General features: G+C 60.1%; 12 protein-coding genes. 6 read left to right on the plus strand and 6 right to left on the minus strand.

Annotation, left to right across the window (positions count from 1 at the left end; genetic code table 11):
- Positions 1 to 3: 3 nt before the first annotated feature.
- A complete protein-coding gene (locus FHU12_RS13845) occupies positions 4 to 501 on the minus strand; it encodes a P-loop nucleotide/nucleoside kinase family protein (RefSeq protein WP_141969986.1) in 498 nt (165 codons plus the stop codon).
- A 169-nt stretch (positions 502 to 670) separates the two neighbouring features.
- Entirely contained in the window at positions 671 to 1,567 is an 897-nt protein-coding gene (locus tag FHU12_RS13850; RefSeq protein WP_141969988.1) for a LysR family transcriptional regulator, read from the minus strand.
- A 132-nt stretch (positions 1,568 to 1,699) separates the two neighbouring features.
- On the opposite strand from FHU12_RS13850, the gene FHU12_RS13855 reads away from it, so the two are divergent.
- Complete coding sequence (locus tag FHU12_RS13855) at positions 1,700 to 2,431, plus strand: isochorismatase family protein (RefSeq protein WP_089195680.1); 732 nt, start codon at positions 1,700 to 1,702, stop codon at positions 2,429 to 2,431.
- Between the two features lie 31 nt (positions 2,432 to 2,462).
- Here the strand turns inward: FHU12_RS13855 and FHU12_RS13860 are convergent, their stop codons facing one another.
- Both FHU12_RS13860 and FHU12_RS13865 read right to left on the minus strand, forming a co-directional pair.
- Entirely contained in the window at positions 2,463 to 2,810 is a 348-nt protein-coding gene (locus FHU12_RS13860; RefSeq protein ID WP_025302122.1) for an antibiotic biosynthesis monooxygenase family protein, read from the minus strand.
- A gap of 12 nt (positions 2,811 to 2,822) precedes the next feature.
- On the minus strand, positions 2,823 to 3,842 hold the full coding sequence (locus tag FHU12_RS13865; protein ID WP_141969990.1) for a cytochrome P450 family protein: 1,020 nt from the start codon (positions 3,840 to 3,842) through the stop codon (positions 2,823 to 2,825).
- A gap of 80 nt (positions 3,843 to 3,922) precedes the next feature.
- Here FHU12_RS13865 and FHU12_RS13870 point away from each other — a divergent pair, with 80 nt between their 5' ends.
- The 5 genes from FHU12_RS13870 (at position 3,923) to FHU12_RS13890 (ending at position 9,654) form a co-directional block, all read left to right on the plus strand.
- Complete coding sequence (locus FHU12_RS13870; protein WP_141969991.1) at positions 3,923 to 4,606, plus strand: ArsR/SmtB family transcription factor; 684 nt, start codon at positions 3,923 to 3,925, stop codon at positions 4,604 to 4,606.
- Positions 4,607 to 4,681: 75 nt separating this feature from the next.
- Positions 4,682 to 5,389 carry a glutathione S-transferase N-terminal domain-containing protein gene (locus FHU12_RS13875; RefSeq protein ID WP_060440382.1) on the plus strand — a complete coding sequence of 236 codons (708 nt, stop codon included), beginning with the start codon at positions 4,682 to 4,684 and terminating at the stop codon, positions 5,387 to 5,389.
- Between the two features lie 130 nt (positions 5,390 to 5,519).
- Positions 5,520 to 6,947 (plus strand): alkaline phosphatase, encoded by a 1,428-nt coding sequence (gene phoA / locus FHU12_RS13880; protein WP_141969993.1) that lies wholly within the window; start codon positions 5,520 to 5,522, stop codon positions 6,945 to 6,947.
- Positions 6,948 to 7,408: 461 nt separating this feature from the next.
- On the plus strand, positions 7,409 to 8,989 hold the full coding sequence (mqo, locus tag FHU12_RS13885; protein ID WP_141969995.1) for a malate dehydrogenase (quinone): 1,581 nt from the start codon (positions 7,409 to 7,411) through the stop codon (positions 8,987 to 8,989).
- A 206-nt stretch (positions 8,990 to 9,195) separates the two neighbouring features.
- Positions 9,196 to 9,654: a helix-turn-helix domain-containing protein gene (locus FHU12_RS13890; protein WP_141969997.1), complete on the plus strand. Its 459-nt coding sequence runs from the start codon at positions 9,196 to 9,198 to the stop codon at positions 9,652 to 9,654.
- Positions 9,655 to 9,729: 75 nt separating this feature from the next.
- Here FHU12_RS13890 and FHU12_RS13895 read toward each other — a convergent pair whose 3' ends face one another.
- Both FHU12_RS13895 and FHU12_RS13900 read right to left on the minus strand, forming a co-directional pair.
- On the minus strand, positions 9,730 to 10,797 hold the full coding sequence (locus tag FHU12_RS13895) for a fimbrial protein (RefSeq protein WP_260440730.1): 1,068 nt from the start codon (positions 10,795 to 10,797) through the stop codon (positions 9,730 to 9,732).
- Between the two features lie 14 nt (positions 10,798 to 10,811).
- Positions 10,812 to 13,406 carry a fimbria/pilus outer membrane usher protein gene (locus FHU12_RS13900; protein ID WP_084826566.1) on the minus strand — a complete coding sequence of 865 codons (2,595 nt, stop codon included), beginning with the start codon at positions 13,404 to 13,406 and terminating at the stop codon, positions 10,812 to 10,814.
- Position 13,407 lies beyond the last annotated feature (1 nt).

Genomic DNA, 13,407 nt, shown 5'->3' on the forward strand with positions numbered 1-13,407 from the left:
TTTTCAGTCCTGTTCGCCATAACGCCAGACGGTCATCCCTTCCTCTTCCGCCGGGGGAACAAAGTACTGCGCCAGGCGCTCAAACTCCGCTTCGCTCAGGGCAAATGGGTGCTCGCCGCGCGCATTTCTCAGCGTTATCCTGCTCAGGCACTGCGCATGGCTGACATCGAGAAAGTGCAGGCAGTGTGCGACGCCGGCCTCCTCCGCCAACGCTTTGGCCCAACGCCGCCTGTCCGGCGTATTCATCGGAAAATCGAGCGCCACGGACCAACCGCCGCGCAGCAGCTGCACGAGGTGCCCGCCCAGCGCCCGCCGTAACCGGTCGGAACAGCGCGCATAGTCTTGCAGGCTGGCCATCTCCTGTCCATACAGCGTCGCCAGCCACGCATCTTCGACCAGCAACAGCGTTTGCGGTTGCTGCGCCAAACGCTGCGCCAGCGTCGATTTGCCTGCGCCGGCCTTGCCGCACATCAGGTGTAAAACTGCAGGGTAGGTTTGCATGACGTTCTCCGGTCGTTGCCGGAAGGGGATAATAAAAACCCGCCTGCCGGCGGGTTTTTATTGGCGACACTCGCGCTATCCCACCCTTTGGAGACGGGTGATAATAATTAGCGCGAATGAGCGGTAGGATTTTTTCATAGCTAATGAATATGACAACCGTGCGCCGTTGTCAATTCGCCGCCATCAATCCCTGTTCTCGCACAAACTCGGTGAATAAACTCACTTTCTGCTGCAGATGCCGGCGCGTCGGGTAAACCGCGAAAATCTGATGCACGTCGGCAATCTGTTCAGGGAACAGCCGCACCAGCCTGCCGGCGGCGATCTCGGGATCCGCCACGAACGACGGCAGCGAACCGATACCCAGTCCCGCCACCAGCATATCCCGCAGCATCAGACTGTTGTTGGCGATCAGCCGGGGAGTGAACGCCACGCTCAGGCTCTCCTCGCCGGCGGTGAACTGCCATTGCCCCGGCTTTTCCGCCAGGGAATAGGCCAGACAGCTGTGCCGCTGCAATTCATTGGGCGTTTGCGGCACGCCGTGCTGCGCCAAATAGCCGGGCGCGGCGCAAATTCGCTGGTGCACGTCACCCAGCGCCCGGGCGCTGAGGGAAGAATCCGGCAGCCGTCGGCGAATGCGCAAGGAAATATCGAAACCGGCCGCCACTACGTCCAATACCCTGTCGTCCAGCGTCAGTTCCACCTGCAGCTGCGGGTAGCGTTGCATAAACGGCGGCAGCAGCGGCGACAGCACCGTCAGGCCGAACGAGAGCGGCGCATTGACCCGCAGCGTGCCGGAGACCTGCTGCGCGCTGGCGGCAACCGTCTGCTCCAAGGCGTCGAACTCGCCGAGCAGCCGACAGGCTTCCTGGTAATAGAGCTGCCCGGCTTCGGTCAGGCTCATGCTGCGGGTGGTGCGCACCAGCAACAACGTACCCAACCGGCTCTCCAACTGCTTAATCTGCTTGCTCAACGCCGCCGGCGTGATCGCCAGATCCTCCGCCGCCTTATAGAAACTGTTGCGCTCAACCACGCGGCGAAAGGCGCGCATCGTCAGTAGCACGTCCATATTATGTCCTATTGGTTAATTATAAATTCAATAAAACACAGATTATTAACCTCAACAACCTCAGTAGACTTTATTCAACCGCTTCCCTGAGTGGGAAGTGAATTTAATCTACTGATAATCATGGAGTTAATAATGAAAAAGACCCTAATCGCCCTGATGCTCGGCCTGAGCGCCGCCGCCGCCCCCGTGGCCGCGCTGGCGCAATCCCCCGCCGCCGATAGCCGCCAGGCGGGTTATGTGCAACCGCTGACCGCCGACAACAGCCTGTTGCTGCTGGTCGATCTGCAGGACATGTTCGGCATGACCATTTCCTCTATCGATCAAACCAATCTGGTGAATAACGCCGCCGGCATCGCCAAGGCCGCCAAGGTGTTCAACGTGCCGACCATTCTGGCCTCGGCCAACGCCAAAAGCTTCGCCGGGCCGGTATTCCAGCAAGTGACGCAGGCACGCCCGGACCTGCAGGTGTACGATCGCACCGCCATCAACGTCTGGCAGGATCGGCGCGTGGTGGATCTGATTAAACAATCCGGCCGCAAGAAAATCATCATCGGCGGGCTGTGGACCGCCAGCTGCGTGATGCTGCCGGCGCTGTCAGCCCTGGGCGAGGGGTATGAGGTTTATATTCTGTCGGACGTCACCGGCGACATTACGCCAGATAGCCAAAACAACGCCATGCAGCGCCTGATACAGGCGGGCGCCACCCCTATCAACTGGGTGGCGTTGATGCTGGAATGGCAGCAGGACTGGAGCCGCAAGGCCACGGCGGGGGGCGTATTGCAGATCGCCCGCGACCACGGCGCCGCCTGGGGAATGGGCGCCAGCTACGCCGGAGCGATGAAGGTGGGCAGCGAAGCGAAATAGCGGACGAAAGCCCGCCGCCGGCGGGCTTTTTTCAGGTGCGATGATAGCAACGGCTATCCTGCGGCGCCTGGTCGCGTCTCTCCAGCCCGTAGTCCCGCACCACCTCCGCCACCCGCAGCCGGTACTGCGCCAGCACCTCGCCACGGCCGCGCGCCTGTGCCGCGCGATGCTGCTCGAGATTGCGCCACTGCTGCACCGCCGCCTCGTCACGCCAGAAAGAGAGCGACAGCAGGCGCGCAGGATCGGCCAGGCTTTGAAAGCGCTCGATGGAAATGAATCCGTCGATCTGCGCCAGCAGCGGCTTCAGTTCCGCCGCCAGCGCCAGATAGGTATCGCGCTGCCCATCGGCGGCCTGCAGTTCAAAAATCACGGCGATCATTATCGTCTCCTCTCAACGGTAAAATTCCGGTACGCGCGCATTGTAAGAATGGCGCCACCGCACCGATTTCAACGCCCGCTCATCAATATCAAGCGAACACAGATGCGCCACGCCACAGCGCGCGATAATCCTCGCCCAGCGTTCGCCCGGGCAGCGGTGTGCCCCCGCGCCGAAGGCCAGTTCGCCGTCGGCGCCGAGCAACAGCAAGACGGTCTGCCCCACGCGCAGCGTATAACCGCCAAGCTGCGTCTCGCGCAAGACGAAACGGCGCGTGTTTTGGATAGGTGGCGTTAGCGCCCGCACCCGATCCAGCGCGGTGTCCACTTCACCGTTCTGCCGCGCCAGCAAATACGCCTGCCCGATCCAGCCCGCCGTCGCCTCACAGGCCTGAAACAGCAGACCGAGCGCATTGGCCAACTCAAGCCGGATGTCGCCGATCTCCCGCGCTAATGCCTGGCGCAGCACGCCCTTTCCCGTCGCCAGCCGGGCGCAGAGCCGCTGCGCCGCCGTAATGCCGCGTGCCAGCTGCTGCGGCGTGCCGCCGGGCGCGATACAGCGGACAAAGTCCAGGCTGTCATCGATAAGATGTTGCCATTGCGCTTCGGGCACGCCCAGCAATGCGCCGAGGGTGCAGACCGGCAATCCGTAGTTAAAGCGGGTGATCGCTGCCGCCTCGGGCGCTTTTGGCGCTAAACGCACCGCGCACTGTGTCGCGGTTTGCTGAATCAGGATATCGTCGCAGGAAGCGAACGCCCGCTGCAGCGCCGCCTTAAGCGTGCGGTGCTCCTCGCCGTCGCGCATCCGCGCCAGCCCGGCGAACAGCGGCGCCATCGGCGTCTCCAGCAAGGCCGTCGGCACCAGCTCATCGGCCGGCCGCACGCCGAGATCGGCATTGAGCAGCGCTTCCCTCACCCACTGCGACGCCGCGGCCACCCAACATTGCCCTGCGCTATCCCAGCTCAGGGGCGGCAAGGCGCGATAGCGCATCTGCGGCTCGGCGGCCAGCGCGGCGGCATAAGGACATACGGACATGGTTTTCTCCCTCGGTACCAGATGGCGATAATCACAGGTTAGCGATGGACGCGCAGTCATACTTCGTCTAACCTCGAAGTATGCATAACATCGACATCGAAGATCGTTTAGCGGCGCTGAGCGCCGCCATCGCCGACCGCACCCGGGCACGCATGCTGTGCCTGTTGATGGACGGGCGCGCCTACACCGCCACCGAGCTCAGCGCGGCGGTCGAGGTCGCCCCGTCCACCGCCAGCGCGCATCTGGCGAAACTGCTGGAGCAGCGGCTGATCGCCTGCGTCAAACAGGGGCGCTACCGCTATTTTCGGCTGGCCGGTCAGCCGGTGGCCGACGCGCTGGAAGGCCTGATGGCGCTGGCGGGCGTACCGCGCCCGTCGGTGAAAAGCAGCACGCCCACCACGCTGCAATATGCTCGCACCTGCTACGACCATATGGCGGGCGAGGTGGCGGTGAAGCTGCACGATCGGCTGCATGCGCTGAACTGGCTGAGCGGTGAGGAAGACTACCGGTTAAGCGACGCCGGTCAGGCCGCGCTGACGCGGTTAGGCGTCGATTGCTCCCCCGCCCCCACCCGCCGCCGCTTCGCCTGCGGCTGCCTGGACTGGAGCGAACGCCGCTCTCACCTCGGTGGCGCACTGGGCGCCGCGCTGTTGACCGCCTTTATTCAACGCGGCTGGATCGTCCGCCGGCTCGACAGCCGCGAGCTGCAGCTGACCCCCGCCGGTAAAAAAGCGCTGGCCGCACATTTTGACCTCACGGTGTAACCCGGCGGCGGGGTAGTTTTACTGCAATACTCAAGGGGGTACGCTTAAGCGCCCCCGTCAACCCGAGGAGTTTCCATGCTCGATTCCACTCAATTCCCGATCGTCAAACGCTGGCCGGCTCAGCATCCGGAACGGCTGCAGCTCTACTCTCTGCCGACGCCGAACGGCGTCAAAGTGTCCATCATGCTGGAAGAGATCGGCCTGCCCTATGAGGCGCACCTGATCGACATCGGCAACAACGAAACCTGGACGCCGGAATTCCTGGCGCTGAACCCGAACGGCAAGATCCCGGCGATCATCGATCCCGATGGCCCAGGCGGCCGGCCGCTGCCGCTGTTCGAATCCGGCGCTATTCTGCTCTACCTGGCGGAAAAGAGCGGCCGTTTCCTGCCGCAGGATCCGGCGCAGCGCTATGAGACCATTCAGTGGGTGTTCTTCCAGATGGCCGCCGTCGGCCCAATGTTCGGCCAGCTCGGTTTCTTCCACAAGTTTGCCGGGCGCGAATATGAAGACAAGCGGCCCCTGGAACGTTACAAAAACGAATCGAAACGCCTGCTTGGCGTGTTGGAAACGCGCCTGGAGGGCCGTGACTGGATCATGGGCGCAGACTACACCATCGCCGATATCTCGCTGCTGGGCTGGGTGCGCAACCTGATCGGCTTCTATGAGGCGCGCGAACTGGTCGAGTTCGACAGTTTCCCGCGCGTCGCGCAGTGGTTGGAGCGCGGTTTGGCGCGGCCGGCGGTGCAGCGTGGGCTCGCTATCCCGGCGCGCGCGGCCTGATCGTCAAACGGGATGGCCGCCGGGCCGTCCCGTCTTTCATTGTCATAAAATTGTCATCCCTCTGTTCTACTCTCCTTTCGTAACAATTTGATGTTATTTACATTGTTGTATTACGACAAGGAGCTTACCCATGCAACCTGCTGTATCCCTGATCGCCGGCGCCGTGCTGTCCGCCCTGCTCTGTTCCTCCGCCATCGCGGCGGAAACCTCGGCCAATGCCGATGGCCTGACCGAGCGCGCCGCGCGCGGCACCCTCACCGAGCCGGGCGGCGCCCGTCGTCTGGCCGGCGATCAGACCGCCGCGCTGAAGGCGTCGCTGTCGGACAAAACGGTGAAAAACGTGATCCTGCTGATCGGCGACGGCATGGGGGATTCCGAGATCACCGCCGCGCGTAACTACGCCGCAGGCGCAGGCGGTTACTTCAAGGGCATCGATGCCCTGCCGCTGACCGGGCAATACACCCACTACTCACTGGACAAGAAAACCCACAAACCGGATTACGTGACCGACTCCGCCGCCTCGGCCACCGCCTGGGCCACCGGGGTGAAAACCTATAACGGCGCGCTCGGCGTAGACGTGAACGGCAAAGACCAACCAACGCTGCTGGAGATAGCCAAGGCGGCCGGCAAGGCCACCGGCAACGTCTCCACCGCCGAACTGCAAGACGCCACGCCGGCGGCGCTGGTGTCGCACGTCACCTCGCGCAAATGCTACGGCCCGGAGGAAACCAGCGAAAAATGTGCCGCTAACGCGCTGGAAAACGGCGGCCGCGGCTCGATCACCGAGCAACTGCTGAAAACCCGCGCCGACGTCACGCTCGGCGGTGGCGCGAAGTCTTTCAACCAACTGGCGAAAAGCGGCGAATGGCAAGGAAAATCGCTGAAGGACCAGGCGGCGGCGCAGGGTTATCAGTGGGTGAGCAACGCGGATGAACTGCAGGCCGTTACCCTGGCCAATCAGCAAAAACCGCTGCTGGGCCTGTTTGCCGACGGCAACATGCCGGTGCGCTGGCTGGGGCCGAAAGCCAGCTACCACGGCAACCTCGATAAACCGGCAGTAACCTGTGAAAACAACCCGGCGCGCACCGCAGCCACGCCAACGCTGGCGGCGATGACCGACAAAGCGATCGCGCTGCTGAAAGACAACCCGAATGGCTTCTTCCTGCAGGTAGAGGGGGCGTCGATCGATAAGCAGGATCACGCCGCCAACCCGTGTGGGCAGATTGGCGAAACCGTCGATCTGGACGAAGCGGTGCAAAAAGCGCTGGCCTTCGCTCGCGCCGACGGCAACACGCTGGTGATCGTCACCGCCGACCACGCGCACTCCAGCCAGATCGTCGCCGCCGACGCCAAAGCGCCGGGCCTGACCCAGATGCTGACCACCAAAGACGGTGCGCCAATGACCCTCAGCTACGGCAACTCGGAAGAAGAGTCGCAGGGACATACCGGCACCCAACTGCGCGTCGCGGCCTACGGCCCGCATGCCGCCAACGTGGTGGGGTTGACCGATCAGACCGATCTGTTCTTCACCATGCGCGATGCGATGGGCATCAAGTAACCGTCTTCTGCACGATGGCCGCCCGCCACGGCGGCCATTTATTATTGGTTACCGATAGGTATTTGCCATTTAACCGCAATTATTGTGTGATAACGAAATAACGTTTAATTGCGCGACAATTAACCCCTGGAAATAACGCGGTTATATGGCCTTTCTTCCCTCTCTGTTTATTCCTGCGACAACAACCGACCGATTTTTGCTTATATTCATTTTTTTTAGTTACAAAAGTAGTTTTTAACATTCTCGCAAACAATAATACCCCGCCAGTAACGTGAACCGATCAATTTGCATCCGGACGGCCTGCAATAGTTCACTTTTCGTTAAATACCCTATTAACAAAAAGGCATTATCGCTGCCTATCGGCTCACGCCGGGCGGTCGGCTTCATTATTTTCCAGGGTAACTCCCGCTAAATTCTTTCACCTGCAATGAGTAGAATTTACACACAAGAGATTTAATTCAATGAGAAAATTACTCGTCCTGATTTTCAGTCTCAGCCTGTTTAGCGTTACGCAACAGGCGGCGGCTGAAGAGAAGAATAAAACCGTCGACGTGGTGTTGATCGGCGGCGGCATCATGAGTGCCACCTTGGGTACCTATCTGCATGAGCTGGAGCCGACCTGGACCATCGACATGTACGAACGCATGAACGGCGTAGCGGAAGAGAGCTCCAACGGCTGGAACAACGCCGGTACCGGCCACTCCGCCTTCAGTGAAATGAACTACACGCCGGAAAAAGCCGATGGCACCATCGACATCAGCAAGGCGGTGAAGGTCAACGAGTCTTTCGAAATCTCTCGCCAATTCTGGTCTTATCAGGTGAAAAACGATGTCCTGAAAGATCCGAAATCCTTCATTAACAGCGTGCCGCACATGAGCTTCGTGTGGGGCGACGACAACGTCAACTTCCTGCGTAAACGCTACGCGGCGCTGCAGCACAGCACCCTGTTCCGCGGCATGGAATACTCCGAAGATCCTGCGCAAATCAAACAGTGGGCCCCGCTGGTGATGAACGGCCGCGATCCGGCGCAGAAAATCGCCGCGACCCGTATGCCGCTGGGTACCGACGTCAACTTCGGCGTGATCACCCACCAGCTGGTTGACGCGCTGAGCACCAGCGACAAGTTCAAGCTGAACCTGAGCCACGAAGTGCGCGACATCAAGCGCAACGCCGACCAGACCTGGAGCGTGACCGTTGCCGATCTGAACCGCGACGGTAAAGAAACCACCGTTAACGCCAAGTTCGTGTTCATCGGCGCCGGCGGCGCGTCCCTGACCCTGCTGCAGAAATCCGGCATCCCAGAAGCCGACGGCTACGGCGGCTTCCCGGTCGGCGGCCAGTTCCTGGTCACCACCAACCCGGAGATCGCCAACCAGCACCTGGCCAAAGTGTATGGCCTGGCCAGCGTAGGTTCGCCGCCGATGTCCGTGCCGCACCTGGATACCCGCATGCTGGACGGCAAGCGCGTGCTGCTGTTCGGGCCGTTCGCCACCTTCTCCAGCAAGTTCCTGAAGAACGGTTCGCTGTTCGATCTGATGCACTCGCTGAGCACCTCGAACCTGATGCCGATGACTCACGTTGGTCTGGATAACTTCGATCTGGTGAAATACCTGGTCGGCCAGCTGATGATGAACGACGACGATCGCTTCGCCGCGTTGAAAGAGTACTTCCCGGACGCCAAGCAGGCAGACTGGAAGCTGTGGACCGCAGGCCAGCGCGTGCAGATCATCAAGAAAGACGCGGATAAAGGCGGCGTGCTGCAGTTCGGCACCGAAGTCGTCAGCTCTGAAGACGGCAGCATCGCCGCTCTGCTGGGCGCTTCGCCGGGCGCTTCCACCGCTGCGCCAATCATGCTGCACCTGATGGAAACCGTGTTCAAAGACAAAGTGGCGACGCCGGAATGGCAGAGCAAGCTGAAAGAAATCATCCCGTCCTACGGCCACAAGCTGAACGGCGATATCGAGATGACCAACAAGATCCGCGGCTACACCAGCAGCGTACTGGGTCTGAACTACATTGAAGTGAAGCCGGAAACCAACTGATTTTCCACTCGTTTCCTGCTGAAAAGGCCGCTTTATGCGGCCTTTCTTTTATCCCCCTGCCGTTCAAAGAGCATTTTTGGCCACCTTTTTACCCCCGGTTTACCCTTGCGTAACGGCGCACTCACGCCTATTATCAAAGCATATTCTTGGATAATTAAGCTAAGTCACTGTGACCTGAATGTCGTTTTTGCGGGAGAACTAAAACCATGGATCGCGTCAATATCATTCACGATTTACTAGACTGGATTGAAACTCATCTGGACCAGCCGCTGCTGCTGGATAACGTCGCCGCCAAGTCGGGCTACTCCAAATGGCACCTGCAGCGCATGTTCCGCAGCACCACCGGCCACGCGCTCGGCAGCTATATCCGCGAGCGGCGCCTGTCGCAGGCGGCGCAGGCGCTGCGTTCCAGCCCGCGCCCGATCCTGGATATCGCCCTGCAATACCACTTCGATTCTCAGCCTTCGTTCTCGCGCGCCTTCAAGAAACAGTTCGGCAAAACCCCGGCGGTCTATCGCCGCACCACCCGCTGGGACGTCGCGGAATGGCCGGCCCAGCCGGTAGACGTGGAGGCCGAACCGCGCCACGATGCCCCCGCGCTGCCTCGTTGGTATGCAGGCAAACCGCCGGAAGGCGTCTGCACCAGCTGGATGGGGCTGCGTTAATCCTTACGGTATTAAGGCACAAAAAGGGTTCAGTTCGCGAGAACTGAACCCTTTCTTTATTGACGAGACGCCGAATTATTTGAAGGTGACGTCGACGTTGGCGGTAGCGTTGAACACCCCGGTCTTCGGCGTATTGGTCAACCACTTCAGGTTCGCGATAAAGGTCTCTTTCACTTCGTTCTGCTTATCCTGCAGCACACCGCCGAAATCCACGTTGGTTTGCAGTGGGATCGGTTTTTTACTGGTGTCGCGCTGCTGCGTCAGGAAGATCGCCACGCCCGGTTGGGTGGTTGGCAGGATCTGCGTGTTGTCTGACGGATCGGCGTTGGTGCTGCTGAAACTGGCCTGCAGAGATTGACCGGCACATTCGCCGCCGCTCAAGGTAGCCTTGATATCGAACGGCACCTGCTTGGCGATGGTGCCGGTTTTGGCGCTGGAGCTGGTTAGCACGCCGAAATCGACGCTGGCGCCATTGTTGGCCAACACGGTGATCTGCGGGTTGCACTGAATTACGCGGATCTTGTCCAGCCCCTTGATGTAGGCGTTAAAGTTACTGTCTTTGGTGGCGTTCAGCCCCAACTCACCATCGATCTGGAACAGCGAAGCGCGCGCCAACGGTGGGAAGTTACCCGCCGGCGGTTTCACCCCGGTGGCTTTGATATACACCGAATAGGTGGCAGTCACCGCCTGAGGATCGGCTTTTCTTCTGTTACTACCCGGCTTGGTACCCGGCCCCAAATCAGGGCCCGTCGGCCGGTTGGAGCTTTGCTTCAGGTTGATCGCATCATAATCACGCCCGTTGATCGATACCCCAATCTCCAACGACTTATCCAGTGCGCCGAACGAGTTCTGCGGGTTCCAATAGATGTAAGCGTTCTCTCCGCGCGGGTAGTTATCCGTATCCCAGCAGGTAAAGGTGGAGGTAAAGTTCTGCGAACGCCAAATCAGGTTGCCTTTGACGAAGTCGCTAGCGGCCAGCACGATCGGGCGGCCGACATCGATATCCTGCGTCACGCTGCCAACCGGGTTTTTTGAACCCGTCGAGTTGCCGAAGCGGCATTGCATCGCCGCCGCCTGTTGCGCCATGGCCAACCCTGCCAGCCCCACCACCGACAGAAGTGTGTTACGTGCTAATTTGTTCAAGTTCATGGTGTACCTTACAGTTTTTGGCATTGCAGGGTCAGTTCCTGATATCCCATGGCCGCTTGTTTGTCGCCCACGTCCGCCGGAATCGGCAGTACGCATTGTTGATCGGCTTTCGGACCCCATTTGATCGTCAGTTTTTCACCCGCTTTCACGCCGGAAACATAGGTTGCGCCCTCCAGGCCCACGGTGCCGCTGTTGCGGCCGGACTCGTTGAACACGCCGGCGCCGATGGCCGGATAACCGTTATCACCCAGACGAGCGTGAATCAGCAGGCTGACGCCCTTGAAGGTATCGAAGCTCACCTTCACCACCGATTTCTCGGTCGGCACCACTTGCTTACTGGCCACCGGCACATCCAGACCCGGGCCAAAATCTTCGGTGCGCAGCGCCACATAGTTGTAGCGGTACGGGTTGGCCGACGGCACCACCGCATAACCGAAGCGATCGATGGTCACGCCCGGCTGGTTTTCCAAACGCACGCCTTTGGCGTCTTTCGCTTCCACCAGCAAGATAGTGTTCTGCAACGGCTGAGTCAGGGTCGCGCCGCCGGAGTGCACCAGCAGACCACCGGAGAGGCCCAGCCCTTCCTGGCGGTATTTCGAACTGTAGGCATAGCTACCGTCGATGTTACCGATGCTGCTGCTGTAGCCCAGGTTCAGGTTGCTGCTCTGACCGGAGGACTGTGTATGCCCGGTGGAGACCGAGTAGTTCATGCGACGGTCGTCCAGCATGGTGCCGCTGATGCCGGTCGAGTAGCTGTCGCCGCTCTGTTTGCTGTGCGCCGCGCTGAAGTTGGCGGTGGTCGAGTTGTTGCTCTGGCCCCAATCCAACGGGATCGACATCGTGAAGTTCACGCTGCGATCGGAATAGCCGTACTGGCCGCGCGTATCCTGCAGATAAACACCGTAGGAAATGCGCTTGAAGCCGTCGTTGTAACCCAGTTGAATCGTGCGATCGTTACCGGACACGCCCCAGTAGTTCTGGTGGCTCACGTTGGCGTACAGGCTGGCGCCCGCCCACAGCTGCTGGCTGAGCGACAGCTCGACGCGTTCACGCTTGTTGCCGTAGCGCGCGGTATATCGGGTGCGTTTCTGGTTGTTGCTCCAGGAAGGCTGCCCCGGCTGCAGATCGTTTGGATCCCAGTAATCATTGGCATAAATGCCGTTGCGCCAGCTGTTGCGCTCCTGGACCGCATCGCTGAGATCGTAGTAACCGGACGTCGCATAGCGATAACCCGCCAACTGGAAGTTGGTGCCCATCTGGTTGAGCGACTTGGAGTACAAGAAACGGAAGCTCTGCCCCTGCTTGCGATCGCCGTTCGCCAGCTCGGTATCGGAAATAGAACCGTCCACGGAGATAGCACCCCATGAGCCCAGGCTCTTACCGATACCCACGGCGGCGGAACGGTAATGTTCGGCGATAATGGCGCCGCCGAATGGCGTCAGGCCATAGTTCATGCCGTACGCCGCGGTGCCCTGGATCAGTTTCGGCTGATAGCCGCCGTTACCGTTGTGGTATTTACCGGCGGTCAGCTGGAAGTTCCAAATGCCTTCGCGCAGCATGTTGGCCACGGAAGAGTAGGCGACGCTGAACGTTTTGTGCGAACCGTCGGCCTCGTTCACGGTGACCTGCAGGTCACCGTTGTTGGTATGCGGATAAACGTCGTGGATCTCAAAAGGACCCGGCGCGACGTTGGTGCTATAGATGACGTAACCGTTCTGACGGATCTCGACGCGGGCGTTGGTCGCCGCCACGCCGCGCACCACCGGCGCATAACCGCGCAGGCTGTCCGGCAGCATGTCGTCAACGCTGGAGAGTTGTACCCCGCGGAACTGGAAGCTGTTGAACACGCTGTTGTTGGTGCTCGCCTGGCCCATCACCAAACGACTGCGCCAAGGCACGATATCGGTCTCGGCCCAGGAGGAGACGTTGGTCCAGTTGCTGCTGCTGCCACTCTGCTTGTCCCAGGTGGAGTTGTTGCGCAGGCGCCATCTGCCCAGGTTGAGGCCGCTGTTCAGCGCGAGGAACATGTACTCGCTGTCGTCGGCGTCATCTCGGCGATAGCTGTTCTTGTTGTAGTTGAAGTTATAGTTGGCGAACAGCGCGTTGATGCCTTCATCGTACATGCTTGGCGGGATCGCCCCGATCGCGCTCAGATCCATCATGGTCTGCGGCACGGAAATGTTGATCTGCTGCACCGCCGCGTCATAGCTGACGGTGGCGTCTTTAATCAACTCAGACACATCAACACAGCTGCCGGCCTGCAGCGTTTCCGGCAGTTTGATGCCGTAGTTGCGCAGGTCTTCAACTTTCAGGCAGGGTTGAGACGCGGTCTGGCCTTTAACCTGACGAAAAGTAACATCCTTATGATCGACCTGAGTCAGGTTGACGTAGATGTCGAATGGGTAAACGCCCGGTTGCAAAGCATCGCCCTGAGCGACCGCTTCCGCGTTGCTCAGGTTTTCATCGCCGTGAATAAACGACATGTTAAACTCTGCCAGCGCCGCTTCACTCCATAACATCGGCGCACTGGCGGCAATGATTGCAATTCGGATCAGCTGTGTCAGCCGCGTCGTTCCGCCTGCTACTTTTCGTTGATTTGCCATT

Origin of the sequence: Serratia marcescens (assembly GCF_006715005.1) — a bacterium.
GTDB lineage: Bacteria > Pseudomonadota > Gammaproteobacteria > Enterobacterales > Enterobacteriaceae > Serratia > Serratia montpellierensis.

Bases quoted from the DNA above. Each gene is read 5' to 3' on its own strand.
- FHU12_RS13865 (WP_141969990.1), bottom strand. From the start codon at position 3,842: ATGTCCGTATGTCCTTATGCCGCCGCGCTGGCCGCCGAGCCGCAGATG.
- FHU12_RS13890 (WP_141969997.1), top strand. From the start codon at position 9,196: ATGGATCGCGTCAATATCATTCACGATTTACTAGACTGGATTGAAACT.
- FHU12_RS13855 (WP_089195680.1), top strand. From the start codon at position 1,700: ATGAAAAAGACCCTAATCGCCCTGATGCTCGGCCTGAGCGCCGCCGCC.
- FHU12_RS13850 (WP_141969988.1), bottom strand. From the start codon at position 1,567: ATGGACGTGCTACTGACGATGCGCGCCTTTCGCCGCGTGGTTGAGCGC.
- FHU12_RS13870 (WP_141969991.1), top strand. From the start codon at position 3,923: ATGCATAACATCGACATCGAAGATCGTTTAGCGGCGCTGAGCGCCGCC.
- phoA (WP_141969993.1), top strand. From the start codon at position 5,520: ATGCAACCTGCTGTATCCCTGATCGCCGGCGCCGTGCTGTCCGCCCTG.
- FHU12_RS13875 (WP_060440382.1), top strand. From the start codon at position 4,682: ATGCTCGATTCCACTCAATTCCCGATCGTCAAACGCTGGCCGGCTCAG.
- FHU12_RS13860 (WP_025302122.1), bottom strand. From the start codon at position 2,810: ATGATCGCCGTGATTTTTGAACTGCAGGCCGCCGATGGGCAGCGCGAT.
- FHU12_RS13845 (WP_141969986.1), bottom strand. From the start codon at position 501: ATGCAAACCTACCCTGCAGTTTTACACCTGATGTGCGGCAAGGCCGGC.
- mqo (WP_141969995.1), top strand. From the start codon at position 7,409: ATGAGAAAATTACTCGTCCTGATTTTCAGTCTCAGCCTGTTTAGCGTT.
- FHU12_RS13900 (WP_084826566.1), bottom strand. From the start codon at position 13,406: ATGGCAAATCAACGAAAAGTAGCAGGCGGAACGACGCGGCTGACACAG.